The 26,415-nt window shown below is 52.6% G+C and carries 22 protein-coding genes and 1 tRNA gene; 12 read left to right on the top strand and 11 right to left on the bottom strand.

The features are described 5' to 3' along the window. Positions 1–7 precede the first annotated feature (7 nt). The 6 genes from recG to R5268_RS06115 form a co-directional block, all read right to left on the bottom strand. Positions 8–2,089, bottom strand: coding sequence for an ATP-dependent DNA helicase RecG (gene recG, locus R5268_RS06140; RefSeq protein ID WP_317419013.1), 2,082 nt, complete (start codon positions 2,087–2,089; stop codon positions 8–10). A gap of 18 nt (positions 2,090–2,107) precedes the next feature. Next, positions 2,108–2,803 carry a tRNA (guanosine(18)-2'-O)-methyltransferase TrmH gene (gene trmH / locus R5268_RS06135; protein WP_046891896.1) on the bottom strand — a complete coding sequence of 232 codons (696 nt, stop codon included), beginning with the start codon at positions 2,801–2,803 and terminating at the stop codon, positions 2,108–2,110. A gap of 9 nt (positions 2,804–2,812) precedes the next feature. After that, positions 2,813–4,918, bottom strand: a complete 2,106-nt coding sequence (spoT, locus tag R5268_RS06130; RefSeq protein ID WP_182105814.1) for a bifunctional GTP diphosphokinase/guanosine-3',5'-bis pyrophosphate 3'-pyrophosphohydrolase — start codon at positions 4,916–4,918, stop codon at positions 2,813–2,815. Between the two features lie 17 nt (positions 4,919–4,935). After that, entirely contained in the window at positions 4,936–5,211 is a 276-nt protein-coding gene (rpoZ, locus tag R5268_RS06125; protein WP_004236565.1) for a DNA-directed RNA polymerase subunit omega, read from the bottom strand. A gap of 54 nt (positions 5,212–5,265) precedes the next feature. After that, positions 5,266–5,889 (bottom strand): guanylate kinase, encoded by a 624-nt coding sequence (gene gmk, locus R5268_RS06120; protein WP_046891898.1) that lies wholly within the window; start codon positions 5,887–5,889, stop codon positions 5,266–5,268. A gap of 293 nt (positions 5,890–6,182) precedes the next feature. Next, the gene (locus tag R5268_RS06115; RefSeq protein WP_046891899.1) at positions 6,183–6,800 is read right to left on the bottom strand and encodes a trimeric intracellular cation channel family protein; all 618 of its coding nucleotides are present in this window, start codon (positions 6,798–6,800) and stop codon (positions 6,183–6,185) included. A 138-nt stretch (positions 6,801–6,938) separates the two neighbouring features. Here R5268_RS06115 and R5268_RS06110 point away from each other — a divergent pair, with 138 nt between their 5' ends. Beyond that, positions 6,939–8,219: a DUF3748 domain-containing protein gene (locus R5268_RS06110; protein ID WP_317419014.1), complete on the top strand. Its 1,281-nt coding sequence runs from the start codon at positions 6,939–6,941 to the stop codon at positions 8,217–8,219. 11 nt (positions 8,220–8,230) lie between these two features. Here R5268_RS06110 and R5268_RS06105 read toward each other — a convergent pair whose 3' ends face one another. Together R5268_RS06105 and R5268_RS06100 are read right to left on the bottom strand one after the other, a co-directional pair. Then, complete coding sequence (locus R5268_RS06105) at positions 8,231–8,569, bottom strand: YceK/YidQ family lipoprotein (protein ID WP_080947934.1); 339 nt, start codon at positions 8,567–8,569, stop codon at positions 8,231–8,233. Positions 8,570–9,025: 456 nt separating this feature from the next. After that, positions 9,026–9,595, bottom strand: coding sequence for a DNA-3-methyladenine glycosylase I (locus tag R5268_RS06100; RefSeq protein ID WP_046891902.1), 570 nt, complete (start codon positions 9,593–9,595; stop codon positions 9,026–9,028). 186 nt (positions 9,596–9,781) lie between these two features. Here R5268_RS06100 and glyQ point away from each other — a divergent pair, with 186 nt between their 5' ends. Further along, positions 9,782–10,690: a glycine--tRNA ligase subunit alpha gene (gene glyQ / locus R5268_RS06095; protein ID WP_046891903.1), complete on the top strand. Its 909-nt coding sequence runs from the start codon at positions 9,782–9,784 to the stop codon at positions 10,688–10,690. A gap of 9 nt (positions 10,691–10,699) precedes the next feature. Continuing rightward, the gene (gene glyS / locus R5268_RS06090) at positions 10,700–12,769 is read left to right on the top strand and encodes a glycine--tRNA ligase subunit beta (protein WP_317419015.1); all 2,070 of its coding nucleotides are present in this window, start codon (positions 10,700–10,702) and stop codon (positions 12,767–12,769) included. Positions 12,770–12,813: 44 nt separating this feature from the next. Here the strand turns inward: glyS and R5268_RS06085 are convergent, their stop codons facing one another. Beyond that, positions 12,814–14,091: a filamentous hemagglutinin N-terminal domain-containing protein gene (locus R5268_RS06085; RefSeq protein WP_317419016.1), complete on the bottom strand. Its 1,278-nt coding sequence runs from the start codon at positions 14,089–14,091 to the stop codon at positions 12,814–12,816. Between the two features lie 267 nt (positions 14,092–14,358). Between R5268_RS06085 and R5268_RS06080 the strand changes: the two genes are divergently transcribed. The 9 genes from R5268_RS06080 (at position 14,359) to R5268_RS06040 (ending at position 25,065) form a co-directional block, all read left to right on the top strand. After that, positions 14,359–14,435 (top strand) — tRNA-Pro (locus R5268_RS06080). 165 nt (positions 14,436–14,600) lie between these two features. Beyond that, positions 14,601–16,148, top strand: a complete 1,548-nt coding sequence (locus R5268_RS06075) for a ShlB/FhaC/HecB family hemolysin secretion/activation protein (protein ID WP_317419017.1) — start codon at positions 14,601–14,603, stop codon at positions 16,146–16,148. A gap of 436 nt (positions 16,149–16,584) precedes the next feature. Continuing rightward, a complete protein-coding gene (gene dppA / locus R5268_RS06070) occupies positions 16,585–18,198 on the top strand; it encodes a dipeptide ABC transporter periplasmic-binding protein DppA (RefSeq protein WP_218455564.1) in 1,614 nt (537 codons plus the stop codon). Positions 18,199–18,398: 200 nt separating this feature from the next. Continuing rightward, positions 18,399–19,418 (top strand): dipeptide ABC transporter permease DppB, encoded by a 1,020-nt coding sequence (gene dppB, locus R5268_RS06065; RefSeq protein ID WP_317419018.1) that lies wholly within the window; start codon positions 18,399–18,401, stop codon positions 19,416–19,418. 12 nt (positions 19,419–19,430) lie between these two features. Then, positions 19,431–20,333, top strand: a complete 903-nt coding sequence (gene dppC / locus R5268_RS06060; protein ID WP_046891907.1) for a dipeptide ABC transporter permease DppC — start codon at positions 19,431–19,433, stop codon at positions 20,331–20,333. A 10-nt stretch (positions 20,334–20,343) separates the two neighbouring features. Next, positions 20,344–21,327 carry a dipeptide ABC transporter ATP-binding protein gene (gene dppD / locus R5268_RS06055; RefSeq protein WP_107679916.1) on the top strand — a complete coding sequence of 328 codons (984 nt, stop codon included), beginning with the start codon at positions 20,344–20,346 and terminating at the stop codon, positions 21,325–21,327. Further along, positions 21,320–22,318 (top strand): dipeptide ABC transporter ATP-binding subunit DppF, encoded by a 999-nt coding sequence (gene dppF / locus R5268_RS06050; RefSeq protein ID WP_247715701.1) that lies wholly within the window; start codon positions 21,320–21,322, stop codon positions 22,316–22,318. The genes dppD and dppF overlap by 8 nt, the downstream gene beginning before the upstream one ends. 190 nt (positions 22,319–22,508) lie before the next feature. Further along, positions 22,509–23,216 (top strand): HAMP domain-containing protein, encoded by a 708-nt coding sequence (locus R5268_RS06045; protein ID WP_107679917.1) that lies wholly within the window; start codon positions 22,509–22,511, stop codon positions 23,214–23,216. Positions 23,217–23,379: 163 nt separating this feature from the next. Beyond that, positions 23,380–25,065, top strand: a complete 1,686-nt coding sequence (locus R5268_RS06040; RefSeq protein WP_218454909.1) for a M16 family metallopeptidase — start codon at positions 23,380–23,382, stop codon at positions 25,063–25,065. 56 nt (positions 25,066–25,121) lie between these two features. Here R5268_RS06040 and R5268_RS06035 read toward each other — a convergent pair whose 3' ends face one another. Further along, positions 25,122–26,150, bottom strand: coding sequence for a serine hydrolase domain-containing protein (locus R5268_RS06035; protein ID WP_317419019.1), 1,029 nt, complete (start codon positions 26,148–26,150; stop codon positions 25,122–25,124). A gap of 2 nt (positions 26,151–26,152) precedes the next feature. After that, positions 26,153–26,359, bottom strand: coding sequence for a 2-hydroxymuconate tautomerase family protein (locus tag R5268_RS06030; protein ID WP_046891912.1), 207 nt, complete (start codon positions 26,357–26,359; stop codon positions 26,153–26,155). Positions 26,360–26,415 lie beyond the last annotated feature (56 nt).

Genomic DNA, 26,415 nt, shown 5'->3' with positions numbered 1-26,415 from the left:
TTTTTCGTTATACGTTAGTGTATTGCGTGCGTTCCGGCAGCCAGCGCTCGATCAGCGCTTTTGCCTGCTCCGGGTAATTCTGGTGCAGATGACGTGCCACACGCTGTACTTCCGGCAGCATACCCTGATCGCGCAGTAAATCCGCGACTTTAAATTCCGCATTACCGGTCTGCCGTGTACCGAGCAGTTCACCCGGCCCGCGGATTTCGAGGTCTTTCTGCGCGATAACAAAGCCGTCGTTGCTGTCCCGCAGTACCTGAAGACGCAGTTTTGCTGTTTGAGTCAGCGGGGTTTTATACAGCAGCACACAGTGGGAGACCGCAGAGCCGCGTCCGACCCGGCCGCGCAGCTGATGCAGTTGCGCCAGGCCCAGCCGTTCCGGGTTTTCGATGATCATCAGGCTGGCATTCGGTACATCCACCCCGACTTCAATAACTGTGGTGGCGACCAGCAGATCCAGCTCTCCGGCCTTAAATTGCGCCATCACCGCCTGCTTTTCTGCCGGTTTCATACGACCGTGCACCATCCCGACCCGCAGGTCCGGCAGAGTGGCGGAAAGCTCATCAAACGTCACCTGAGCGGCCTGTGCTTCCAGCAAATCAGATTCATCGATCAGTGTGCAGACCCAGTAGGCCTGGCGTTTTTCATCCTGACAGGCGCTGCGCACCCGTTCAATAATCTCATGGCGGCGGCTGTCCGGAATGGCCACCGTGGTCACCGGGGTTCTGCCCGGCGGCAGTTCATCGATAACGGAGGTGTCGAGATCCGCATAGGCGGTCATGGCCAGGGTGCGCGGGATCGGAGTGGCGGTCATAATCAGCTGATGCGGATGGAATCCCTGCTGTTCGCCTTTTTCCCATAACGCCAGCCGCTGGTGAACACCAAAGCGGTGCTGCTCATCAATAATCACCAGCGCCAGGGAATGAAAACGGATATGTTCCTGAAAAATGGCGTGCGTGCCGATAACCATCGCCACATCACCGGCGGCAATGGCTTCTTCCTGCGCCAGCCGTGCCTTGCCTTTCTGTTTTCCGGCTACCCAGCCGACGCTGATACCCAGCGGCTCCAGCCACTGACGGAAAGTATTGGCATGTTGTTCAGCCAGCAGTTCTGTCGGTGCCATCAGTGCGACCTGTTTGCCGTGTGCGATAGCACGGAGTGCCGCCAGCGCGGCGACCAGCGTTTTCCCGGAACCGACATCCCCCTGAATCAGGCGCATCATCGGCACCGGTTTTTCCAGATCCTGCTCTATTTCCGCCACCACGCGCTGCTGGGCGTTAGTCGGAGAGAAGGGCAGTTGTGCCAGGAACTGACTTTTCAGCGTCTCCTGTGGCGGCAGAGGCAGTGCATGGTAGCGCTGTGCCCCTGCTCTGACCGCCAGCATACTGAGGTGATGCGCCAGCAGTTCTTCCAGCACAATCCGTTTCAGTGCCGGATGCTGCCCGCTTTCCAGTTCGGCAAGCTGTGTATCCGCCGGTGGCCGGTGCAGTGTTTTCAGCGCCTGCGGCAGACTCATCATGGAGCGGGTCAGTTCCGGCGGCAGTAATTCATTGATGGCACAGGTATCGAGCAGCTCCAGCGCCTGATCGAGCAGTTTGCGGAGCGTGGCCTGGCGGACACCTTCGGTGGTCGGGTAGATGGGGGTGAGTGTTTCCTGCAATTCAACGGAAGTATCACTCTGGCGGACTTTGTATTCGGGGTGAAAGATTTCCGGGCCATTTTTGCCGCGCCGGATTTCGCCGTAGGCCGTGACTTGTTTGCCGGCCGCCAGTGCATTTTTCATTGCGGCTGAAAAATTAAAGAAACGCAGGGTTAAGATACCGGTGCCGTCGCTTATCTGACAGGTCATCATCCGTTTGCGGCCAAAGACCACATCGGTGCGCAGCACTTCACCGCTGACCGTGGCATAAATTCCCGGTAACAGATCGGTGATGGAATACAGCCGGGTCTGGTCTTCATAACGCAGCGGCAGATGGAAAAGCAGATCCTGAAGGGTATGCAGACCGATACCGGCCAGTTTGCCCGCCTGTCCGGCCCCGACGCCGTGCAAAGTCGTGAGTGGGATAGCATCAAGCAGTTGACCTTTCATTTTCTGCTCCGTTTCGTATCAGGCGGATGGTTTCTTCTGTTGCATGGCAGCCCACCAGCTGTCCGGCGCAATAATATGACCCTGTTCATCAATCTGCGGACGGGGCAGTTTTTTCTCACGGGCGACTTGTGCCAGCACCGGATAGCCGCGTTCAAACAGCAGGCGCTGTTGTTCATCCTGTGCCAGGGCGCAACTGGGATGTTCATAAAGACCGGCGGCTTCACGCTGACGCTGTGCCTCATAGAGGATCACGGCGGCGGCAACAGACACATTCAGTGACTGTACCATGCCGGACATCGGGATCATAATATGCTGATCCGCCAGTCTGACCGCTTCCTGAGATATGCCGGTTTTCTCCGAGCCCATGATAATGCAGGTCGGGCGGGTAAAATCGACAGCCCGGAAATCGACCGCACTGTCAGACAGATGAGTGGCAAGAATTTGCATACCCTGCGATTTCAGCAGTGTCACGGCATCGCCGAGTGTGTCATGGTTATGCACATTCACCCAACTGTTACTGCCGGCGGCGGAAGAAACCAGGGTTTTGATTTTCTCCGGCCAGACGGCATGCAGGTCATGGATACCGACAGCATCCGCACTGCGGATCACGGCGGAGACATTGTGCGGCTTATGCACTTCCTCAAGACACAGAGTGAGGTCGGGCTGGCGCATCGCCATCATCCGGCAGATGCGCTCATAACGTTGGGAATTCATACCGTGTGATTAATTCCGGTTGCGGCTGACGCGCAGGACATCCGGCATAATGCGGATTTTACGCATAATATTCGCAAGCTGGATACGGTCTTTTGCGGTCAGACGGATAAAGGCGCAGTAAACGCGGCCATCTTTCTCCTCGGTATTCATGCTCTGAATACTGGAGTTGGCATCATTAATTGCGGCAGTCAGGTTAGCCAGCGCGCCCTGGTGGTTAAACATATCCACTTTGATTTCAGCAATGAAATCCGTGTCGATGTCGCTGTCCCACTCAACGGCCATGAATTTTTCCGGCTCTTTTTCATATCCGCGGATATTGCGGCAGGATTCATGGTGGATAACCAGACCTTTACCCGGACTGATATGAGCGATAATCGGGTCACCCGGTACCGGACGGCAGCATTTGGCGAAGGTGATAAGCACCCCGTCCGCACCTTTAATCGGCAGTTTGCGGGTGGTGTTCTCTTCGGTGTTACTTTCCGGTTCATTCAGCAGGTTACGGGCAACCACCACGCTCATGGCATTCCCCAGACCGATTTCCGCCAGCAGATCATCCAGAGTGGCCAGTTTCATCCGCACCAGCTCGCGGCTGATATTTTCCTGGGGGATATCAGTGATCTTACGACCGTTACCGAGGGCATGGTTAAGCAGACGGCGGCCGAGGTTGACGGAATCATCGCGCTTGAGGTTTTTCAGCAGCTGACGGATTTTTGCCCGGGCTTTTGAGCTGACAACAAAGTTCAGCCACGCAGCATTCGGTCTTGCGCCCGGCGCGGTAATAATCTCAACGGTTTGTCCGCTGGTCAGTTGCTGGGAGAGCGGATACGGCTGGCGGTCAACACGCGCACCGACACAGGAGTGGCCGATATCCGTATGGACGGCATAGGCGAAATCCACCGGCGTGGAGCCGGTCGGCAGCTCAACAATCCGGCCTTCCGGGGTGAAGACATAAATCTCATCCGGGAAGAGATCGGATTTCACGCTCTCAATAAATTCAAAGGTGTTGCCGGTGCTTTGCTGAAGTTCTATCAGGCTCTGCATCCAGCGGTGAGCACGCACCTGTGCGGTGGTGCCGGATTCTCCGTGCTCTTTATAAGCCCAGTGTGCCGCGACCCCCATTTCTGCCATCTGATCCATATCTTCGGTACGGATCTGCACTTCTACCGGCACCCCGTGAGGACCGATAAGGGAGGTGTGTAATGACTGATAGCCGTTGGCTTTCGGGATAGCGATATAATCTTTGACGCGGCCGGGACGTGGTTTGTACAGGCCGTGAACCTGACCCAGTACGCGGTAGCAGGTATCGACGGTGCTCACAATCACGCGGAAAGCATAAATGTCCATGATCGAGTGAAATCGCTGCTCTTTCAGGTGCATTTTCCGGTAGATGGAGTAAAGGTGTTTTTCCCGCCCGCTGACTTTGCAACTGATACCGGCTTCCGTCAGACGTCCTTCGATTTCAGATAAAATCTTCTGGATCATCTCTTTACGGTTGCCGCGTGCGGCTTTCACCACTTCTTTGATAACGCGGTAGCGGTTCGGGTAAAGGGCTTCGAATCCCAGCTCCTCAAGCTCCGTTTTGATATGGTGAATACCAAGACGGTGAGCCAGAGGACTGTAGATTTCAAGGGTTTCGCGCGCAATACGGCGGCGCTTATCGGGACGCAAAGACCCGAGCGTGCGCATATTGTGCGTGCGGTCTGCCAGCTTGATAAGAATGACGCGGATGTCTTTTACCATCGCCATTACCATCTTGCGGAAGTTTTCAGCCTGAGCTTCTTTTTTATCGCGGAAGTTCAGTTTGTCTAATTTTGATACCCCTTCCACCAGCCCGGCAACGGTCGTGCCGAACAGTTGTTCGATGTCCTGAAAGGTGGCAGGTGTATCTTCTATGACGTCGTGCAGCAGTGCAGCCATCAGTGTTTCGAGGTCGAGACGCATCTCGGCCAGGATACAGGCAACAGCGACCGGATGGGTAATATACGGTTCGCCACTGGAACGGGTCTGCCCTTCGTGAGCATCCCGCGCAACGACATAGGCTTGTTTTAACAGATCAATCTGCTCTTTCGGCAGATAATCCTTAACAATATGGTTCAGGCTTTCAAACAGGTACAAGGCAGACCTACCTTAACTTAACGACGTCCTTCGGCGATTGCAGAAACCGCTTGCATTTCAGCAGCTTCCTGCTCCTGTTGTTCCTGGCGCTCACGGGCGTCAAGGATCTGGCCGTTGATCAGATTTTCTTCGATTTCGCGCAGGGCGATCACGGTGACTTTATCGTTTTCTTCCGGAACCAGAGGCTCTTTGCCGCCGGCCTGTAACTGACGCGCACGGCGTGCTGCCACTAATACGAGGTCAAAACGGTTACCAATTTTTTCTACTGCATCCTGGACTGTTACGCGTGCCATAGGTGTGCTACTCCACAGATAAATAAATGACTCGGCATGATACTGAAAGTTGTATCACTGTGCCAATAATTTGGCGATTAAAGCATCATGTCGCTGAACCTGGCGACCTGAACGCAGACGTTCCGCACGGATAATGGTCTGCAAATCGGTCAGTGCGACATTGAAATCATCGTTCACAATCAGATAATCGTACTCGCCATAGTGCTGCATTTCACTGACCGCCTGTGCCATACGTCCGGCAATGACTTCGTCACTGTCCTGACCACGGCCGCGCAGACGGCGCAGCAATTCTTCGCGGGACGGCGGCAGAATAAAGATACTGCGTGCTGCCGGCATCTGTTCCCGGATCTGGCGGGCTCCCTGCCAGTCAATATCAAGAAAAACATCAACACCGGAGTTCAGGATATCTTCCACTGTTTTACGGGCGGTGCCGTAATAATTACCGAAAACACAGGCATGCTCGAGAAACTCATTACGGCCGATCATGCTTTTGAATTCATCTTCAGTGGTGAAGAAATAGTGCTCTCCGTGCACTTCGCCCGGGCGGACACCGCGGGTGGTGTGCGAAACAGAAACCTGGGTGTCATATAAAGGCTGCGTTTTCAGTAATGCCTGAATAAGACTCGATTTTCCCGCGCCACTCGGCGCAGAGACAATATATAACGTACCTTGGGTCATTGTTGATGTCTTGTCTGATTGGGGGTTGAAAAAGCCTCGGGGAATAAATCCCCGTATATAGTATACACACACGCGCAGCGACATGCAGCGTTCAGGTGATTATCTGCTGAAAATTTCTTATTTTTCCGGTCAGATGAGGGCGGATATTTCATTTTTCCGCTCCGGCGGAATAAAAATGTACGTACAGATCCGGGATTACATGACAGTGCGGACCGGCAGGAAAAAACAGACAAACCGGGCTGATAACCGGAACCGGAGCAGGTATTGTCCGGTTCCGGGCGGGGCGGATGCGGTTAATCCTGGTTTTCGTAATTGAAGACCGGCAACCCGAGGCGGTAGCGGATGGCAATTAACCGGGATGACAAACCAGCCACCAGGGTAATAATAATGACGGCATCGCGGGGCAGCGGTGTGTAGAACAGTAATCCCATATAGAGCCAGGCGGCGGCAAAGGAGATGCCGGCATATAATTCTTTCTGGAAGACCAGCGGGATGGTGTTACACAGCATATCGCGCAGCACACCACCGAAAACACCGGTGATAACAGCGGCAATGGCGGCAATGATCGGGCCGTAATTCATATCGAGTGCTATCTGGGCGCCGATAATGGAAAATACCATCAGACCGATGGCATCCAGGATCAGGAAAAGGCGGCGCAGATGTTTCATCATCGGCGCAACCCAGATAGTGATAACGGCAGCACAGGCAACCGTAATAATATATTCAGGGTGTTTGACCCAGCCCAGCGGGTAATGGCCCAGCAGCATATCGCGGACAGACCCGCCGCCGATAGCGGTGGCGGAGGCGATAATAATCACCCCGAAGACATCCATTTTACGGCGGCCGGCAGCAAGAGCACCGGTCATGGCTTCAGCGGTAATACCAATAATGTACAGGATACTGAGTAACATAGTTTTATCATTGCCGGTTTATCGGAAGGTTAGCATAGTCAGCGCAGCCGTAAGTCTCGACTGAGTTTTTTTAGTCTGACCCAATCGGATTACCTGAGGTTATCCGAACTGATGGTATAAAAAGAGAGTATCACTCTAATGAATGAATATCAGATAACAACAACACCCCGTCATCATCAGCTTACTAATATTAATATATGGACACCGGATAGCCAATGGCTTGTTTATGATGTCCGGCCTCAGGGATCGTCATTTACCGGTGAAACGATAGAAAAAATTCATGTGAATACACAGGAGATCCGTAAAATCTACCGGGGAACCGCCGGTGCCTGTGCCGGTGTGGTGACTGTCAGTCCGCAGCTCCCCGTGCGTTATGCCTTTATCCGCGGGCCGCTGAATCCGGATCAGCAGTGGCAGTATGATTTTCACCACCGTCAGGGGGTGATAGTCAGCGATGACGCACCGGGTATCGCACATAATATTGATGCTTTCTGCATTACACCGCCTTATCAGCCCGGCGCTCTGCGCGGCGGAACACATGTGCATGTGTTCAGTCCGGACGGGGAATGGCTGAGTTTCACGTATAACGACCATGTCCTGCATGAACGGAACCCGGCGGAGGATCTGCGCAATGTGGCGGTGGCGGTTCCGCTGCATCCGGTATGTACCGGGAAACATCACCCGCGTGAATATGACGGTGAGTTTTTCTGTTGTGTGGTATCGCGGACAACGCCGGTGCCGCAGCAGGGCAGTGATGATATCAGCCGTGCATATGAAGAGGGCTGGATTGGTCAGCAGGGGTATCTGCGTGCTGACGGTACCCGTCAGCGGCGGGCGATTGCGTTTATCGGTGACACCCGGGCAGAAAACGGGGAAGTGATCCCGGAGGTTTTCCGTCTCGATTTACCGGAAATGCCTGAAGATTATGCCATTGCCGGTGATCAGCCGCTTGAGGGAACAGACCGTACGATGCCCGCACCACCGGCCGGTGTTATCCAGACACGTCTGACGTTTACTCATCAGCGCAAATACCCGGGGCTGGCAAAACAGCCGCGTTTCTGGCTGCGCAGTTCACCGCAGGGCGACAGAATTGCGTTTCTGATGCAGGACGATCAGGGGATTGTTCAGCTGTGGACGATTTCCCCGCAAGGCGGAGAGCCGCGTCAGGTCACTTCCGGCAGTGACGGTATTGCATCTGCATTCAGCTGGGACAGCCGCGGGCAGTATCTGACTTTTGTCCGCAAAGGGCAGGTGGTGGTGTGTTGTGCAGAAACCGGTGCGTGCCGGGCGGTGACAGCACCATCGGCAGAACCGGTTTCAGGAGATGCGGTCGTGTTCTCACCGGATAACCGCCGGGTGGCATTTCTGCGCCGTACAAATGGCTGGCAGCAGATCTGGGGGGCAGATACCGGGCTGTAACGGCGGGCTGATTACTCCTGCGGTGCAGGTGCCGGGGAATTATGAGCCGTTTCCGCTGCTTCCAGGCGTTTTACCCGTTCCGCAGGAGATGACTCAGTGTTGTCTTTGCCGTCGAATGCATAATCGACCGGCGCCAGAAGGGTATCGAGCACAGCAGAGAAAGGCAGGTCAATGGCGACAATCGGTTTCATTACCCAGCCGGTTTCGTCATCCTGCAACATCGCGATGCTGTTTTTGGTGCCGGAATAGTAGCCCTCTGTCGGGCCGGTCCGGGTCATAATACTTGAGCAGCCGCCGAGTATCGTACTCAGTCCCAGCAATCCGCTTATCATCATATATTTGCGCGTCATAACATATCCCTGCATATACAGCGGGCGGGTACCGGTAATTATTTCACCCGACCGGCGTACTATTCCATAAATAGAGTGTACTGAGAAGTTTTTGTTTTTTTGTGTGATCCGGATTTCTGCTTACTGCCGGCGTTCTGTTACCGGCTGAAACACACAGGTTACAGACAAAGGGTATCATTCACGGGAACTGTTTTAACAGAACCAGCAAAATAATCTGTCAGAAAATGTGACGAAATTTATTAAACAGTTCGGTTTTTTGACGCTAATACAGTGGTAATAACAGGATTATTTCAGTCATTGCGGGAAGATCTTCCGGGTAAACTGGGACGCATTACTGAACGGTATGAGGGAAATATGCCTTGTGCTTTATACCGGTCAGTGATGTCAGTTAACAGATCCAAAGTCCTCGTTATACCTTTACCCCGTTATGTTCTTACCACATAACGGGGATTTTTTTTACCGGCAGCGGCAATGTGCCAGGTGATCATCAATCATACCGACGGCCTGCATAAAGGAATAACAGATAACCGGCCCGCAGAATTTAAATCCGCGTTTTTTCAGCGCTTTCGCCAGTGTATGAGACAGCGGGGTATCCGCGGGGATTGTGCTGCTGTCTGTATGGTGATTAATCTGCGGTGTGTTACCGGTGAACGCCCACAAAAATTCACTGAAATCTTCACCGGCTTCTCTCATTGCCAGATACGCTTTGGCATTGCTGATAATGGCATTGATTTTTGCCCGCTGGCGGACAATGCCGGGGTTCTGCATCAGCCTGTCGGTATCCGCATCTGTCATGGCGGCGACTTTTTCCGGATCAAACTGAAAAAATGCCTGCCGGTAATTTTCACGCTTTTTCAGGATCACCAGCCAGGAAAGCCCCGCCTGCTGACCCTCAAGACAGATCATTTCAAACAGTTTGTGATTATCCCGCTCGGGGACACCCCATTCCGTGTCATGGTACTGAATATAGAGCGGATCATCAGTAACCCAGGCACAGCGGGTCTGAGCAGCAGCGGATATTGGCATTTATGTTCTCCCGGAAAACGGCGTTTTCATTAATTTATACTGGATAAATATCCATGTAAACGGGGATATTCCCGGTTTTTCGATCCGGGCGGAAAAAGATCAGAGAAGCGCTGTATAGTCCGGCGGTCAGAGGGTATACTGAATGACTTTTATTTTATTATTCATTTTCTCGCGTGCGGATCCAACATGCAAAAGTTTGATACCAAAACCTTCCAGGGTCTTATCCTGACATTACAGGATTACTGGGCGCGCCAGGGCTGTACCATTGTTCAACCACTGGACATGGAAGTCGGCGCCGGCACTTCACACCCGATGACGTGTCTGAGAGCGTTAGGGCCGGAGCCGATTGCGGCGGCCTATGTGCAGCCATCCCGTCGTCCGACGGACGGCCGTTACGGGGAAAACCCGAACCGCCTGCAGCACTATTATCAGTTTCAGGTCATTATCAAACCGTCCCCGGATAACATCCAGGAGCTGTATCTCGGCTCGCTGAAAGAGCTGGGTATTGACCCGACGGTTCATGACATCCGTTTTGTTGAAGATAACTGGGAAAACCCGACTCTGGGTGCCTGGGGTTTAGGCTGGGAAGTCTGGCTGAACGGGATGGAAGTCACTCAGTTCACTTACTTCCAGCAGGTCGGCGGCCTGGAGTGCAAACCGGTTACCGGGGAAGTCACTTACGGTCTGGAGCGCCTGGCGATGTACATCCAGGGCGTGGACAGCGTTTACGATCTGGTCTGGTGTGACGGCCCGCTGGGCAAAACCACCTATGGTGATATCTATCATCAGAACGAGGTTGAGCAATCCACGTATAACTTTGAATACGCGGATGTGGATTTCTTATTCACCTGTTTTGAACAGTATGAAAAAGAAGCGCAGGCGCTGCTGGCACTGGAAACTCCGCTGCCGTTACCGGCCTACGAACGTATTCTGAAAGCGGCTCACTCTTTCAACCTGCTTGATGCGCGCAAAGCGATTTCGGTGACAGAACGTCAGCGTTATATCCTGCGTATCCGTACCCTGACCAAAGCCGTTGCCGAAGCTTACTATGCCTCCCGTGAGGCACTGGGCTTCCCGATGTGTAAAAAGAACTAAGAGGCTGTCATGACACAACAGACTTTCCTGACGGAAATCGGCACAGAAGAGTTACCGCCGAAGGCGCTTCGTTCTCTTGCTGAATCTTTTGCGGCTAACCTGACCGCAGAACTGGCCGCGGCTAACCTGGCTCACGGTGATGTGACCTGGTACGCGGCTCCGCGCCGCCTGGCGGTAAAAATTGCCGGTCTGGCGGAATCTGCCGCTGATCGCGAAGTGGAAAAACGCGGCCCCGCAATTGCTCAGGCATTTGATGCCGAAGGCAAACCGACCAAAGCTGCGGAAGGCTGGGCCCGCGGTTGCGGGATCACCGTTGATCAGGCGGATCGCATGGTCACCGATAAAGGTGAATGGCTGCTGTACCGTGCGGTGGAAAAAGGGAACAACGCCAAAGAATTACTGGCCGGTATGGTCAGCCGTGCGCTGGCAAAACTGCCAATCCCGAAACTGATGCGCTGGGGTGATAAAGAGACTCACTTTGTACGTCCGGTTCATACCGTCACAATGCTGATGGGTGCGGATGTTATTCCGGGTGAAGTCCTGGGAATCACTTCTGACCGCGTTATCCGTGGTCACCGCTTTATGGGCGAAGCGGAATTCACTATCGCGCATGCGGATGAATATCCGGCTATTCTGGAAACCCGCGGTAAAGTGATGGCGGAATACGATGCCCGTAAAGCCATGATTAAACGCGACGCGGAAAAAGCAGCACAGGCACTGGGCGGCGTGGCTGATCTGACTGACAGCCTGCTGGAGGAAGTTACCTCACTGGTGGAATGGCCGGTTGTGCTGACAGCAAAATTCGAGGAAAAATTCCTCGAAGTTCCGTCAGAAGCGCTGGTTTACACCATGAAAGGTGACCAGAAGTACTTCCCGGTTTACGACAAAAACGGCAACCTGATGCCGAACTTTATCTTTGTCGCTAACATCGAGTCTTCTGACCCGGTACAGATCATCAGCGGGAACGAAAAAGTGGTTCGCCCGCGTCTGGCAGATGCTGAGTTCTTCTTTAAAACCGACTGTAAAAAACGTCTGGAAGATAACCTGCCGCGTCTGAGCACCGTTCTGTTCCAGCAGCAGCTGGGCACACTGCGTGATAAAACAGATCGCCTTGAAGCGCTCGCAGGCTGGATTGCCGGGCAGATTGGTGCAGATGTGAATCACGCCACCCGTGCAGGTCTGCTGGCCAAATGTGACCTGATGACCAACATGGTCTTTGAATTCACCGATACCCAGGGTGTGATGGGGATGCACTATGCACGCCATGACGGTGAATCTGAAGATGTGGCACTGGCACTGAAAGAGCAGTATCAGCCGCGTTATGCCGGTGATAGCCTGCCGTCAACGCCGGTTTCTGATGCACTGGCGATTGCCGATAAAATGGATACCCTGGCGGGGATCTTCGGTATCGGCCAGCATCCGAAAGGGGACAAAGACCCGTTTGCACTGCGTCGTGCCGCGCTGGGTGTGCTGCGTATCATCGTTGAGAAAGGTTACAACCTCGACCTGGAAACGCTGACACAGGAAGCGGTTCGTCTGTATGGCGATAAGCTGACAAACGCGAATGTGGTCACTGACGTGGTTGACTTCATGTTAGGCCGTTTCCGTGCCTGGTATCAGGAACAAGGTTATGCGATTGATACTATCCAGGCCGTTCTGGCGCGCCGCCCGACCCGCCCTGCGGACTTTGATGCCCGCATGAAAGCGGTCACTCACTTCCGCACACTGGATGAAGCAGCAGCTCTGGCCGCGGCGAACAAGCGTGTATCTAACATTCTGTCGAAGAGTGATGATGCACTGAATGATGCGGTTCTGGCGTCATTAATGAATGCACCGGAAGAGATCCGTCTGGCTGCGTATGTGACTGACCTGAAAACCCAGCTGGCTCCGCTTTACGCGGAAGGCAAATATCAGGAAGCGCTGACTGAACTGGCTTCTCTGCGCGAATCGGTGGATGCGTTCTTTGATAGCGTGATGGTGATGGATAAGGATGACAATATCCGCCGCAACCGTCTGACATTATTAAATGAACTGCGCAACCTGTTCCTGGGTGTCGCGGATATCTCGCTGTTGCAGTAATCGGCTGAAAAATGAAAAGCCCGGCGTTGCCGGGCTTCATTTTTTTACGGAAGTGATTTTTTTATTTCAGATTCGAATACCGGCGTAGATGAAATTTTCCCGTTACCGGAATGGTAAAGCTCGTAGGCTCGGAATTTAGCTGTTTCATTCATTATCTCACCATCATTAATGTAGGCTAAAACATCACTGTCGGTTGCGATATCAAGTGCTTCCAGGTATTTTTTATTATTTAAAGCAACGGTATTTGCCTTTATAAATAAGCTTCCTGACATGCTACCATGGTTATTAATACCTACTCCGGTTTCAATACCGTCTAATCCCCGGATATGTGTGGCAGTGGCAGATATATTGCCTTTATTATTGATAATTGCCCGGCCGATAGCCGTTATTTTATGGTCGCCGTCAATCTGAATGTTGCCATTATTGGTGAGTGTACTGTTTTTCAGTACAGAATCGATTTTGGTGGTACGGATAATTCCTTTATTGCCATTTGTCAGTACTGAATTCATCAGGTCCATTGTCAGTTGGCTGTTCATATAACGCTGTTTCTGGGGATTATTCACCGGGCCTGTTTCAATTTCACCGTGGTTTTTTATCATGGCATTATTCGCACTGATATGCAGATCATCTGTTTTAATCCGGCTGCCGTGGCGAATAGTTAGTTTACCTGTCTGGTCACTGTCACTCTGGAGTGCTTCCAGGTCACGTATACCGCTTGGTATATATTTAACTAATTCATGGCCGGTAAATAAGGTCAGATTAGGTGTCCGGACGTTACTGTCACGAAAATCAATATTGCCGGCAATCACAGCAAGTCGTTGAACTGATGAAAATGCATCATCGTTAATTTGGTTAAAGCGGATAGTACCTGTATTACCGTAATAACCCAGAAACTCTCCTTCCTGAGATATCACCGCTTTTCCGGCAGCCAGTGTCAGTTTTTCTGCACCGGAAACACTGCATCCGTTACAGGCAATACCGTTCGGGTTGGCAATAATCAGATGGGCTTTTTTACCATCGACATGCATATTACCGCGCAGTTGTGATTTTTCGGTTGAAAGCACTTCGTTAATAATTGTCCCAGCACCAGCTTCACGGTTATTAAATACCACACCATGTTTATTAACATTAAACTGATCGTAGGCATTATAAGAAACACCGTGTGTGTTTGCCGGTGCGATATCAATGGTCGTTTTGTTTTTATGGCGGGTGACCTGAGTCGTCTCTGCGGATACCGGATTAACGGTAATACCGGCTGCTGAGGCAAACTGAGCGAGTAAAAGGGCACTGCTGATAACGGATAGCTTCACTATTTTTTGCATAACCACTCCCTGGTTGTTGTTGAGATATAAAAAACACAGGCAGAATAAATAAAGTCTCTGCTGACAGATATGAATGAAGTGGTTATTTTTTGTCAGTTTTCAGCATTCCGATAGCAAATAAAAAACATATCGTTTACCAATAAGCGGAGAGAAAACAGAAATTTGGCTGATAAACCGGCGAAATAAAAATAATACGGCGAAAAACAAAAAATTCCGGTTCCGGCTCTTGACGTTTATCCTTTCCGGCAGTAATATCCATCCCGCTTTCGGCGAGTAGCGCAGCTTGGTAGCGCAACTGGTTTGGGACCAGTGGGTCGTAGGTTCGAATCCTATCTCGCCGACCATATTAAGAAAAACCCTGCTTTTACAGCAGGGTTTTTTGCTTTTCAGCATCCTTGCATTCTTCTCTTATCTGCTGCTTTCAAAAATTACGCTGCTTTTTTGATATCGCTGTTTTCTGTTATCCGTTTAACTGCCCGCTGAAAGGATTTCATCAGACGGACGGATACATGATAAAAAAAACAGTGGTTGCTGTTGCGATGGCGGCCTGTGGCTGTGCATGGGGCAGCACTTACACCTCTTCTGCGGTTTCTCCGGCCTCCTGCGCCATACTGTCAGAGGTGGTGATTGAACAGCGGGAATTAATCGGGCCGTCTTATCTGGCGGATCAATTTGAAAAGAATATTACCGGACACTGCCTGACATCAGAACAGATGGCGGAAGCGGTTATTGCGCTGGAGTCAGCGGTGCACGAGGCCGGGTTCATCACGGCACAAATCAGTGTGCCGCCGCAGAATGTCAGTGACGGTACGCTGACACTCCACTATCAGCCCGGTTATCTGAGCGGTTACCGCGATAAGGAAAGCGGGGATACACGATTCGGCCTGAATCTGATTTTTCCGCAGCGGGCTGACGGACAACTGAATATCCGCGATACCGAACAGGGGATGGCACATCTGAATCAGCTGCCGGGACTGGGTGCTCAGGCAGCAGTGGAACCCGATCCGCTGAACCCCGGCAACAGTGTGATCACGATTACACAGCAGAAAAAACGCAGCATAAGCGGTTCGCTTGAAGTCAATAATCACGGCAGCCGGTCAACCGGTAACAGGCAGATAAGCAACCGGCTCAGTATTGAGAATCCGTTGCAGCTGTATGATCGTCTGTTTATTTATACCCAGCGGGATATGGATCGCGATCATTCTGCCGGTGTGAAATTTATTTATGGTCAGTACCGAATCCCTTTCCGGCACTGGGAGTTTACGGCAGACGGCAGTTATATTGAGCAAAAGCAGCAATACCCGGTATACCGGGGATCACTGGACTATTTTACCCGCAGTAAAACACTGGATCTGAATCTCGGCCGCAAACTGTTTCTGACCCCCGTGCATGATGTCACTCTCAGCAGCGGAATTTCTGTGGTAACCCGGCAGGTTACGCTCGGGCACTCGCCACTGATATTACCTGAGCGCCGTTCTGTTTACTGGAATACCGGGCTGAACCATCGCTGGTATCATCCGGCATTCACCTTTCAGTATCAGGTTCAGTATAAGCATTCGCTGAACCGTTTTGGTGCTCTGCCGGTAACAGAAAAAAAACTGAAACCGACTCGGCAACTGATGGCGGAAACAACACTGACAGTGCCGTTCCGTCTGGCCGGTCTGCCGTTTTATTATGAAAATGTGATGCGCGGCTCCGTCAATGCGGATAAAGCGGATGAGATGGATTATGAATCGCTGAGCGGCCGCTATTCGGTCCGCGGTTATCCTTTTTCCCACAGCATGAGCGCTGCGCGGGTATTTATCAGCCGTAATGAGGTGGTCTGGCAGCAGGTATTGCCGGGGCATAACCTCTATCTGGCGGCGGATGCCGCTCTGCCCGGGGTGAAAATTGCCGGGGGTGCGCGGTCTCATGGCCTGGCAGGTACAGAGATCGGAATCAGAGGTGCTTATAAGTCACTGGGTTATCAGGTTTTTGCCGGTATGCCGCTGAAAGAGGCTGAAGGTGTGCGGGCATTCTCCCCGGAGGGCGGGATCTCGGTCAGCGTCAGTTACTGACGATAATTGCTTTCGTTACGTGATAGTTCCGCTGTATATCAGGCCGGAAGCGGATTACAGCGGCAAACGTGGCAAAAGGTGCAACGGAAAACACTGTGACAATGATATCAGACAAAATAATCGCGCAGTAATTAAGCATTCAGTCACAAAATCCGGATAATTTTTGTCAGCTGTTTATTCTGTGAACGTTTTGCCTGGCAGGTGAATAAATGCTCAGGTGTACGCCTGCTCAAACATTTTAGCTGTTTTTGTTACTAAAACGTTTGATTTATGTGTTTTATGTGTAGTCATCATCCATAGTCAATAGTATTGACTGCCTCTGTGACAGTTGATTTAGTGAAGTGTCAGAAAATAATAAACAAACTGAAATCTGTGGTCCGGTGCTGCCGGACGACAGAGCAAACACGACATTCAACGACAGGCGGAGATAATGATGATGAGAAGCGCCAAACGTAAGACAGGATTTGCGAAGCTGGGTATTACACTGGTTGCCCTGGCGGTGTCTGCAAGCGTCAATGCGGCGGGAACGCTGGTTTTTTGTTCTGAGGGGTCACCGGAAGGATTTAACCCGCAGCTGTTCACCTCGGGAACCACCTATGATGCCAGCTCCGTGCCGTTGTATAACCGGCTGGTCGAGTTTAAAGCCGGTACGACAGAGCTGGAGCCGGGTCTGGCTGAATCCTGGGAAGTGAGCGAAGACGGAAAAACCTATACTTTCCACCTGCGTAAAGGGGTGAAATTCCACAGCAGCAAGGAATTTAAACCAACCCGCGATTTAAATGCTGATGATGTGATATTTACTTTCGATCGTCAGAAAAACCCGGATAACCCGTATCACAAAGTATCCGGCGGTAGTTATGAATATTTCAGCGGTATGGATATGGACAAGATCATCGACAAAGTTGAGAAAGTCGATGACAACACCGTCCGTTTTCAGCTGAGCCGCTCTGAAGCGCCATTCCTGGCCAACCTCGGGATGGACTTCGCCTCAATTCTCTCCGCAGAATATGCCGATCAAATGCTGAAAGCCGGTACACCGGAGAAAGTGGATCTGAACCCGATCGGTACAGGGCCGTTTGTGTTACAGCAGTACCAGAAAGACTCCCGTATCCTGTATAAAGCTAATGATGATTACTGGAACGGTAAACCGAAAATTGACCGCCTGGTCTTCTCCATCACACCGGACGCTTCTGTCCGCTACGCCAAATTACAGAAGAATGAGTGCCAGGTAATGCCGTACCCGAATCCGGCTGATCTGGAGCGTATGCGTGCGGATAAAAACATTGTTCTCAAAGAGCAGCCGGGCCTGAACGTCGGCTATCTCTCCTATAACGTCACGAAAAAACCGCTGGATAACGTCAAAGTCCGTCAGGCGCTGAATATGGCCGTTAATAAAGATGCCATCATTGACGCGGTTTATCAGGGTGCAGGCCAGAAAGCGAAAAACCTGATCCCGCCGACCATGTGGGGTTATAACAACGGTATCGAAGACTATCCGTATGATCCGGAGAAAGCCAAAGCGCTGCTGAAAGAAGCGGGTATGGAAAACGGCTTTGAAATCGACCTGTGGGCGATGCCGGTTCAGCGTCCGTATAACCCGAACGCCCGCCGTATGGCTGAGATGATCCAGGCTGACTGGGCGAAAGTCGGCGTGAAAGCCAAGATTGTGACCTATGAGTGGGGTGAGTACCTCAAGCGCGCGAAAGCGGGTGAGCCTCAGACCGTCATGATGGGCTGGACCGGTGATAACGGGGACCCGGATAACTTCTTCGCCACACTCTTCAGCTGTGCGGCCAAAGAGCAGGGTTCGAACTACTCGAAATGGTGTGATCAGTCCTTTGAAAACATCATTCAGCCGGCACGCACCACGGCTGATCCGAAAGAGCGCGCCAAGCTGTATGAACAGGCTCAGGTAGTGATGAAAGATCAGGCACCTGCTCTGATCGTTGCGCACTCCACCGTGTTTGAGCCGGTTCGCAAAGAAGTGAAAGGCTACGTGGTGGACCCGCTGGGTAAACACCACTTTGACAATGTCTCTATCGAAAAATAAGTAAACCGGAAATCAGTGTTACCGGTCTGCCGCCTCCACCCGGAGGCGGCAACCCTGTATCGAACCGCATTGCACGGACGACGCAGAACACATAATTAAAACAATATTATTCATCGTGTGAGTATAAAGGGAAAGTCCTCCCTTTCGTCCGGTCTTATGACCTGAGCGCTGTCAGCGGCCATTACAAGAGAAACAGGGATATGCTGCAATTTATCCTCCGGCGTGTCGGGATGGTAATACCGACATTTATCGGTATTACGTTACTGACGTTTATATTTGTTCATCTGATCCCGGGAGACCCGGTCACTATCATGGCGGGTGAGCGTGGGATCTCCCCTGAACGTCACGCACAGCTGATGGCGGCTCTGGGGCTGGATCAGCCATACTGGAAACAGTACCTTCATTATATCAATGGTGTCCTGCAAGGTGACCTTGGCCTCTCTCTGAAGAGCCGTCAGCCGGTATGGGACGAATTTGTTCCCCGCTTTAAAGCTACGCTGGAACTCGCGGCCTGCGCCATGATTTTCGCTATCTCTGTCGGGATCCCTGTCGGGGTGCTGGCGGCAGTCAAACGGGGATCGGTCTTTGATCACACCGCTATCGGGATCTCCCTGACCGGTTATTCGATGCCGATTTTCTGGTGGGGCATCATGCTGATCATGCTGGTATCCGTAAATCTCGATCTGACACCGGTTTCAGGGCGCTTATCAGATAGCGTGTTCCTCGATGACAGCCAGCCGCTGACCGGATTTATGCTGATTGATACCCTGATCTGGGGTGAGGACGGCGATTTCCATGATGCCGTGATGCATCTTATTCTGCCGTCCGTTGTGCTCGGTACTATTCCGCTGGCGGTGATTGTCCGTATGACCCGCTCGGCGATGCTGGAAGTGCTGGGTGAGGACTATATCCGTACTGCCCGTGCCAAAGGGCTGAGCCGCCTCCGCGTCATTGTGGTACATGCACTGCGCAACGCATTGCTGCCGGTGGTGACGGTGATCGGCTTACAGGTCGGTGTGATGCTGGCCGGGGCGATTCTGACCGAAACTATCTTTTCCTGGCCCGGTATCGGCCGCTGGCTGATCGATGCGCTTCAGCGCCGCGACTATCCGGTGGTGCAGGGCGGCGTTCTGCTGATCGCCATTCTGATTATCCTGGTTAACCTGTGCGTGGATTTACTCTACGGCGTCGTTAACCCGCGTATTCGTCATAAAAAATAACAGGAGCGCACAATGTCTGAAACGACAAATACTACCGTGACCCGCGCGCCTGAGCCGCTTTCCCCGCTGCGCGAATTCTGGCACTACTTCCGGCGCAACAAAGGCGCGCTGATCGGTCTGATTTATATCCTGGCGATGCTGCTGATCGCTGTTTTTGCCCCGCTGCTCGCCCCGCATCTGCCGGATGAGCAGTTCCGTGACCATTTATTACAGCCGCCGGTCTGGCAGGAGGGCGGCTCATGGCAGTTTATTCTCGGTACTGATGATATCGGCCGCGATATTCTGTCACGCCTGATGTACGGCGCCCGGCTTTCGCTGCTGGTCGGCTGTCTGGTGGTAGCGTTATCGCTGCTGCTGGGTGTGGTGATTGGTCTGGCGGCCGGGTATTTCGGCGGCTGGGTTGATGCTCTGATCATGCGTATCGTCGATATTATGCTGGCACTGCCGAGCCTGCTGCTGGCGCTGGTACTGGTGGCGATTTTCGGCCCGTCGATTGTTAACGCCTCGCTGGCACTGACTTTTGTGGCACTGCCGCACTATATCCGTCTGACCCGCGCGGCGGTGCTGACTGAAGTAAGCCGTGACTATGTGACCGCCTCTGCGGTGGCGGGTGCAGGCCCGGTGCGCCAGATGTTTGTCAATATTCTGCCGAACTGCCTGGCACCGCTGATTGTGCAGGCCTCGCTGGGGTTCTCCAACGCTATTCTGGACATGGCAGCATTAGGTTTCCTCGGGATGGGGGCACAGCCGCCGACACCGGAGTGGGGAACCATGCTGTCCGATGTTTTACAGTTTACGCAGAGCGCGTGGTGGGTGGTGACTTTCCCCGGCCTGGCGATTTTACTGACGGTACTGGCGTTTAACCTGATGGGCGACGGATTGCGTGATGCCCTTGATCCTAAGCTTAAGCAGTAGAGGTGCAGACATGGCGTTATTAACAGTTGATAAATTATCTGTTCACTTCGGTGAAAAAGAGATGCCATTCCGCGCCGTTGACCGGATCAGTTATCAGGTTGAGGAAGGGGAAGTGCTCGGGATTGTCGGGGAATCCGGCTCCGGTAAATCCGTCAGTTCACTGGCGATTATGGGGCTGATCGATTTTCCGGGCCGCGTGATGGCGGAGAACCTGGAATTTGACGGCCGTCATCTGCTGACCATCTCAGAAAAAGAGCGGCGCGAGCTGGTGGGTGCGGATGTGGCGATGATTTTCCAGGATCCGATGACCAGCCTGAATCCCTGCTATACCGTGGGGTATCAGATTATGGAAGCCCTGAAAGTTCACCAGGGCGGCAACCGGAAAACCCGGTTACAGCGGACTATTGATCTGCTGACACTGGTCGGTATCCCGGATCCGAAATCGCGGCTGGATGTGTATCCGCACCAGTTGTCCGGCGGGATGAGCCAGCGGGTGATGATTGCCATGGCGATAGCCTGCCGTCCGAAGCTGCTGATTGCGGATGAGCCGACAACGGCGCTGGATGTGACTATTCAGGCACAAATTATTGAACTGCTTTTGGAATTGCAGCAGCAGGAAAACATGGCGCTGGTGCTGATCACCCATGACCTCGCGCTGGTGGCGGAAGCCGCTCATCACATTATTGTGATGTATGCGGGGCAGGTGGCGGAGTCCGGTAAGGCGTCGGATATCTTCCGCGCGCCGCGTCATCCGTATACTCAGGCGCTGCTGCGGGCGCTGCCGGAGTTTGCCGGTAACAAGAGCCGGCTGGCATCACTGCCGGGCGTGGTGCCCGGAAAATATGACCGGCCGGAAGGCTGTCTGCTGAACCCGCGCTGTCCGTATGCCACGGATTTATGCCGCAGCACGGAACCGGAACTGCGTACTGTCGGGGCGCGTCAGGTGAAATGTCATACCCCGCTGGATGATGAAGGGAGACCGGGCCATGAGTGAAACCACACAGCCGCTGTTACATGTCAGTGATCTGAAAAAATATTATCCGGTGAAGAAAGGCTTTTTTTCACCGGAACGGATGGTGAAAGCCCTCGACGGCGTATCCTTTGATCTGAACCGGGGAAAGACCCTGGCAGTGGTCGGGGAGTCCGGCTGCGGTAAATCGACACTCGGCCGTCTGCTGACCATGATTGAAAAACCGACCGGCGGGGAACTGTTTTATCAGGGGCAGGATCTGCTGGTGGCGGATAAACATGCGGAGAAACTGCGGCGGCAGAAAATCCAGATTGTGTTCCAGAACCCGTACGGTTCGCTCAATCCGCGTAAAAAAGTCGGGCAGATTCTGGAAGAGCCGCTGATTATCAACACATCACTCAGTGCGGCGGAGCGAAAAGAGAAGGTGCTGGCGATGATGGCGAAAGTCGGTCTGAAAACCGAGCATTACAGCCGTTATCCGCACATGTTCTCCGGCGGTCAGCGCCAGCGTATTGCGATTGCCCGGGGTCTGATGCTGGACCCGGATGTGGTGATTGCCGATGAGCCGGTATCGGCACTGGATGTGTCAGTCCGTGCTCAGGTGCTGAATCTGATGATGGATCTCCAGGATGAGCTGGGCTTGTCGTATGTGTTTATTTCGCATGATTTATCCGTGGTGGAGCATATCGCGGATGATGTGATGGTCATGTATCTGGGGCGTTGTGTGGAAAAAGGCACTAAAGCGCAGATTTTTGAGAATCCGCGCCATCCTTACACACAGGCATTGTTGTCCGCAACACCACGGCTGAATCCGGCGCAGCGCCGCGAGCGGATAAAACTGACCGGTGAACTGCCGAGCCCGCTGAATCCTCCGCCGGGATGCGCTTTTGCCGCCCGCTGCCGTCATGCGTTCGGCACCTGTACCCAGTTCCGCCCGGAGCTGAAATCCTACGGCGGACAGCTGATTGCCTGTTTTGCGGCAGACAGGGAAGAACAGGAAAAAACATCTGCATAACATTCTGTTTTACCGGAAATTACAGAAAAATATGTTTTAACTGAACACAAACAGCGATAATGGAGGGCTCCGTTATCGCTTTTTGCTGTCTGAGGGGTGAGATTAGATCAGCACAAAGCATAATGATGACGTATAATCACTGCGTACGACGAAAGATGTGATAACTGAATTGTAACGAAAGGCGTGGAATATGCGTGTAAAAGTCAGAAAGTCACTGACTATCAAACAGATGTCAGTTGTCGCTGCGGTGACTTTGGTGACTATCGCACTTTTTATGACGCTTCTGTTATCACATCTGATACAACAGCGAAAAGCGGATTATATCAATCAGCTTTATAACTCGTCAGTACAGGTCAGGAAACCGCTGGCAGATGCTTTGTTAGGGTCAGATTTAAACGCTGTAAAATCGACGCTGATAACATTACGGGCCAGCGGGATTTTAGGACGCGCGATTGTGATGACGCCGGAAAATGTTCAGGTGATAAGCCTGGATTTTGCCACACACCGTCCTATTCCCGGCGCAGCAAAAATGATTTTCGGGATACCGGTTGAAATTCAGGTGCCGCTTTACGCTTACGGCGTGGCACATACCGGGAAACCCCCGCAGGGTTATCTCATTCTTCAGGTGGATGATAACCGCATATACCACTTCGCGATGAATATCGTGGCACTGATGGTGACCAGTTATCTGTTACTGGCACTGGTGCTGGTGATCGCAATAAGCTGGTGTATTAACCGCCTGATCGTGCGGCCGCTGCGTAATATGGCCTGTGAACTGAACAGTGATGAGCCTGCGGAGCAGCTCAGTTGTTCGGCATATCATGAGGATGATGAACTCGGTTTGCTGGCGAAGGGTTACCGGAACCAGGTGAACAAACATAAATCAGGCTCATCATAAAACTTCCCGGACGGTTTGCTGTCTAAACCCAGACGAATCAAAGGGACGTCCCGGAAGCCGGTCAGTTTTGCCTGTGCGTATCGTCTGACATAGCAGTATTTCCGGCATCAGTGGTAAACCTCAGAAGAAGGCATACCAGGGATTCATATTAAAAGAGGTTAGCATGCAACGCTCTTATTTACGTGTTTTACTCGGTGGCGTCCTGATTGCCGTCACATCTCAGTTACACGCAGAAGCTCTGCAGCCGGACCCTGCGTGGCAGCAGGGGAAACTGGCAAACGGATTCAGCTGGCAGTTGCTTCAGACGCCACAACGCCCGAATGATCGTATACAGATGCGTCTTTCTGTTCAGACCGGTTCTATGATGGAAAAACCGGCTGAAAAAGGGTTTGCTTATCTCATTCCGAAAGTGGTTATGTTCAACAGTCAGAGCCTGAACACACAGCAGTTATCGAACCTGCTGCGTAACGGGATAAGCCCGGATATGCCACTGCCGCCGGCGATTGTTTCTTATGATTTCACACTTTATAACCTGAGCCTGCCGAATAATAATCCGGAGGTGCTGAAAGCGGCACTGAGCTGGATGGCGGATGTCTCCGGTCACGGAATTTTTAATCAGGAAACCGTTGCCGCCGCTCTGGCCGCACCGGATTCACCTGTCGCCACCTATCCGCCGAATATCAATGATCCTATCTGGCGTGCCCGGATAAAAGGCACCACTCTGCAGGGGTTTGACCCGGTTCCGCCGCCTGCGGGCAAAATTGATATCGAAGCGCTGAGCAACTTCTATCAGCGCTGGTACACGCCGGATATGGCGACACTGTATGTTGCCGGTCCGGTTGATAAACGTGCACTGGAAGAGGGTATCAGCAAAGCATTCGGTTCCCTGGAAGGCAAACGTCAGGCGCCGGTCAGTGTGGCCACACTGCCGCGGATGAAACCGCGCTCAGTCCATGCCGTAAATGAAAATCAGAAAGACGACATGCTGGCACTGGTCTGGGATCTGAACTGGTCTTCTGTCAAAGATTCGGAGGCACTGAACCGCTACTGGTTAAATGACCTTGCCCGCGAAGCAATTTTCGGTTCATTACAGCAGGGCATCGGCAGGAAAAATGAAAAATTCATGGCGATGAACATGGATTGCCGGATGCAGTACCAGCGTGCCAGTTGCATGCTCAGCCTGCGTGCACCGAATGAAAAAATGCCGGGGATTGTCCCGGAACTGGCGGGTGAACTGGCTGTTCTGAAAGAGAAAGGTATTTCTGCTGAGAATTTCAATGCTCTGATTGCCATGAAACAGGCCCAGCTTCAGCAGCTGTTTGCTATCTATGCCCGTACCACCAGCGATATTCTGATCAACCAGCGTCTGATGTCCCAGCAGAGTAATATCATTGATATTCCGCCGGAACAGTATCAGCGTCTGCGTCAGGCATTTCTGAATAATCTGACACCGGAAGTTCTGAATACCGAAATTCATGCGATTTTAGAGCAGGATACCGCATTCTTCTTTACTCAGCCTAAAGGCGAGACAGAAATGAATGTGGATCAGCTGCGCGCGCAGTTCGATAAGATAATGCATCCGGAGAAAGCCGTTGCGGCGGCGGAGAAACAGGCTGCGGCTGATGCGGAACTGGCTGAAAAAGCCGCTGCGGAAAAGGCAGCGGCAGAGAAAGCCGCAGCAGAGCAGGCTAAAGCACAGGCAGTAACCCCGGAGGCAGCAGAGCCGTCACCGGCGGTGAAACCGGCAGCACCGGAAGCACCGGTTCAGGCTCCGGCTAAAAAAGGCGGGCAAAACGGTAATGCCGAGCCACCGGCGGCAGATAATAATACCGACGGTGTCAGTGCCTGATTTTTGGTAACGATATGAAATAAAGAGGGTATCTGCAAGATACCCTTTTTTTATGACTATTCATCGTCCTGACACAAGCTGCTTTCCAGCAGATTCATCAGCCACGGCCGGGTATCCCGGTTATTCACAAATCCCGCCGCCGCAATTTTTTTCTGCGGATGATAATAAGCGGCGGTTCCCCAGAATCCCAAATGATACCAGAGTGTCTGCCCGTCCCGCTCTGTGACCATCACACCGCAACGGTACGCTTCCGCACCGTCATGGCTGCCTTGTTTCATCATGATTTCAAGGGTTTCCGGTTTATCAAAAATACGTCCCTCAAACAGATTCGCCATAAAAGCGGCGAGGGCGCTTACGGACATAATCAGCCCGCCGCCGCCCCAAAGATCCATTGTCGGGCTGATGGTATCCCCGTCGGTATTGCCGAGATACTGATGTGCCCGCGGCGGAAGACCCGCCGGAGCCGGTTCTTCCAGTTCCCAGTAAGCGGATTCCATGCCCTGCATATCAAAGCGCAGCAGCTGCCGGACAGCCTGTGCCAGCGGCAGCTGTGTGACCCGCTCAATAATATCCCCCAGAAGCAGATATCCGGTATCAGAATACAGATAACAAAGACCCGGTTTCATCAGCGGATAACCCCGGCTGACATACAGGCGGATCTGTTCATCCCGTGTCCAGAGGTGCTCCGGATCAGCCAGTACGTCGCGGATATATTTTTCATCAGCATGGTCATACAGCCCGCTGCTGTGACTGAGCAGATGCAGTACGGTGATGGCGTTCAGATCATAACCCGCCTCTGTCAGCCAGCGGACATACTGCGGGGAAAGCAGTGGGGCGACAGGTGAACTGAGACTGAGTTTCTGTTGTTCATACAGGCGCAATACCGCTGCTGCCGTAAAGGTTTTGGTATTGCTGGCGATCCGCACCGGGGTATCCGGTGTGACCGGCGTGCTGTCGTGTTTGCTCAGCCCGCCGTGTGCTGCTCCGTCCGGAAGGTCACAACCTGCACCGGTGAAGTAAAATGCCGTGGCAAAACCTTCCGGCTGAACATCCTGTAGCAGGGATGACAAATTCTGTACCGGCATGATTATTTCTTCGCACCGGCGCGCAGTTTTGTTACGGTCTGCCCGCCGACACCCCAGTTGTCGGTTTCCACCTCATCAATAATCACAAAGGTTGAGGCCGGATTTTTCCCCAGCACATCAACGAGTAATTGTGTGGCACCTTCAATCAGCTTTTGTTTTTGTTCTGCGGTCGCACCCTCTTTGGTGATGCGGATATTGATGAATGGCATAGTGACTCCTGATAGATGTGTTGGTCTGCAACTGTCTGAATATCAGCCGGTAACGG

Source organism: Morganella sp. BCCO 40_0007 (genome assembly GCF_032989665.1).
GTDB lineage: Bacteria > Pseudomonadota > Gammaproteobacteria > Enterobacterales > Enterobacteriaceae > Morganella > Morganella sibonii.
Note: the sequence above shows the minus strand (reverse complement) of the source record. Positions and strands in the feature narration are given on the sequence as shown.

Bases quoted from the DNA above. Each gene is read 5' to 3' on its own strand.
- R5268_RS06100 (WP_046891902.1), bottom strand. From the start codon at position 9,595: ATGCCAATATCCGCTGCTGCTCAGACCCGCTGTGCCTGGGTTACTGAT.
- recG (WP_317419013.1), bottom strand. From the start codon at position 2,089: ATGAAAGGTCAACTGCTTGATGCTATCCCACTCACGACTTTGCACGGC.
- trmH (WP_046891896.1), bottom strand. From the start codon at position 2,803: ATGAATTCCCAACGTTATGAGCGCATCTGCCGGATGATGGCGATGCGC.
- R5268_RS06040 (WP_218454909.1), top strand. From the start codon at position 23,380: ATGCAACGCTCTTATTTACGTGTTTTACTCGGTGGCGTCCTGATTGCC.
- glyS (WP_317419015.1), top strand. From the start codon at position 10,700: ATGACACAACAGACTTTCCTGACGGAAATCGGCACAGAAGAGTTACCG.
- R5268_RS06115 (WP_046891899.1), bottom strand. From the start codon at position 6,800: ATGTTACTCAGTATCCTGTACATTATTGGTATTACCGCTGAAGCCATG.
- glyQ (WP_046891903.1), top strand. From the start codon at position 9,782: ATGCAAAAGTTTGATACCAAAACCTTCCAGGGTCTTATCCTGACATTA.
- R5268_RS06110 (WP_317419014.1), top strand. From the start codon at position 6,939: ATGAATGAATATCAGATAACAACAACACCCCGTCATCATCAGCTTACT.
- dppB (WP_317419018.1), top strand. From the start codon at position 18,399: ATGCTGCAATTTATCCTCCGGCGTGTCGGGATGGTAATACCGACATTT.
- R5268_RS06045 (WP_107679917.1), top strand. From the start codon at position 22,509: ATGCGTGTAAAAGTCAGAAAGTCACTGACTATCAAACAGATGTCAGTT.
- dppA (WP_218455564.1), top strand. From the start codon at position 16,585: ATGAGAAGCGCCAAACGTAAGACAGGATTTGCGAAGCTGGGTATTACA.
- rpoZ (WP_004236565.1), bottom strand. From the start codon at position 5,211: ATGGCACGCGTAACAGTCCAGGATGCAGTAGAAAAAATTGGTAACCGT.
- R5268_RS06030 (WP_046891912.1), bottom strand. From the start codon at position 26,359: ATGCCATTCATCAATATCCGCATCACCAAAGAGGGTGCGACCGCAGAA.
- R5268_RS06105 (WP_080947934.1), bottom strand. From the start codon at position 8,569: ATGACGCGCAAATATATGATGATAAGCGGATTGCTGGGACTGAGTACG.
- R5268_RS06075 (WP_317419017.1), top strand. From the start codon at position 14,601: ATGATAAAAAAAACAGTGGTTGCTGTTGCGATGGCGGCCTGTGGCTGT.
- dppC (WP_046891907.1), top strand. From the start codon at position 19,431: ATGTCTGAAACGACAAATACTACCGTGACCCGCGCGCCTGAGCCGCTT.
- R5268_RS06085 (WP_317419016.1), bottom strand. From the start codon at position 14,091: ATGCAAAAAATAGTGAAGCTATCCGTTATCAGCAGTGCCCTTTTACTC.
- gmk (WP_046891898.1), bottom strand. From the start codon at position 5,889: ATGACCCAAGGTACGTTATATATTGTCTCTGCGCCGAGTGGCGCGGGA.
- dppF (WP_247715701.1), top strand. From the start codon at position 21,320: ATGAGTGAAACCACACAGCCGCTGTTACATGTCAGTGATCTGAAAAAA.
- R5268_RS06035 (WP_317419019.1), bottom strand. From the start codon at position 26,150: ATGCCGGTACAGAATTTGTCATCCCTGCTACAGGATGTTCAGCCGGAA.
- dppD (WP_107679916.1), top strand. From the start codon at position 20,344: ATGGCGTTATTAACAGTTGATAAATTATCTGTTCACTTCGGTGAAAAA.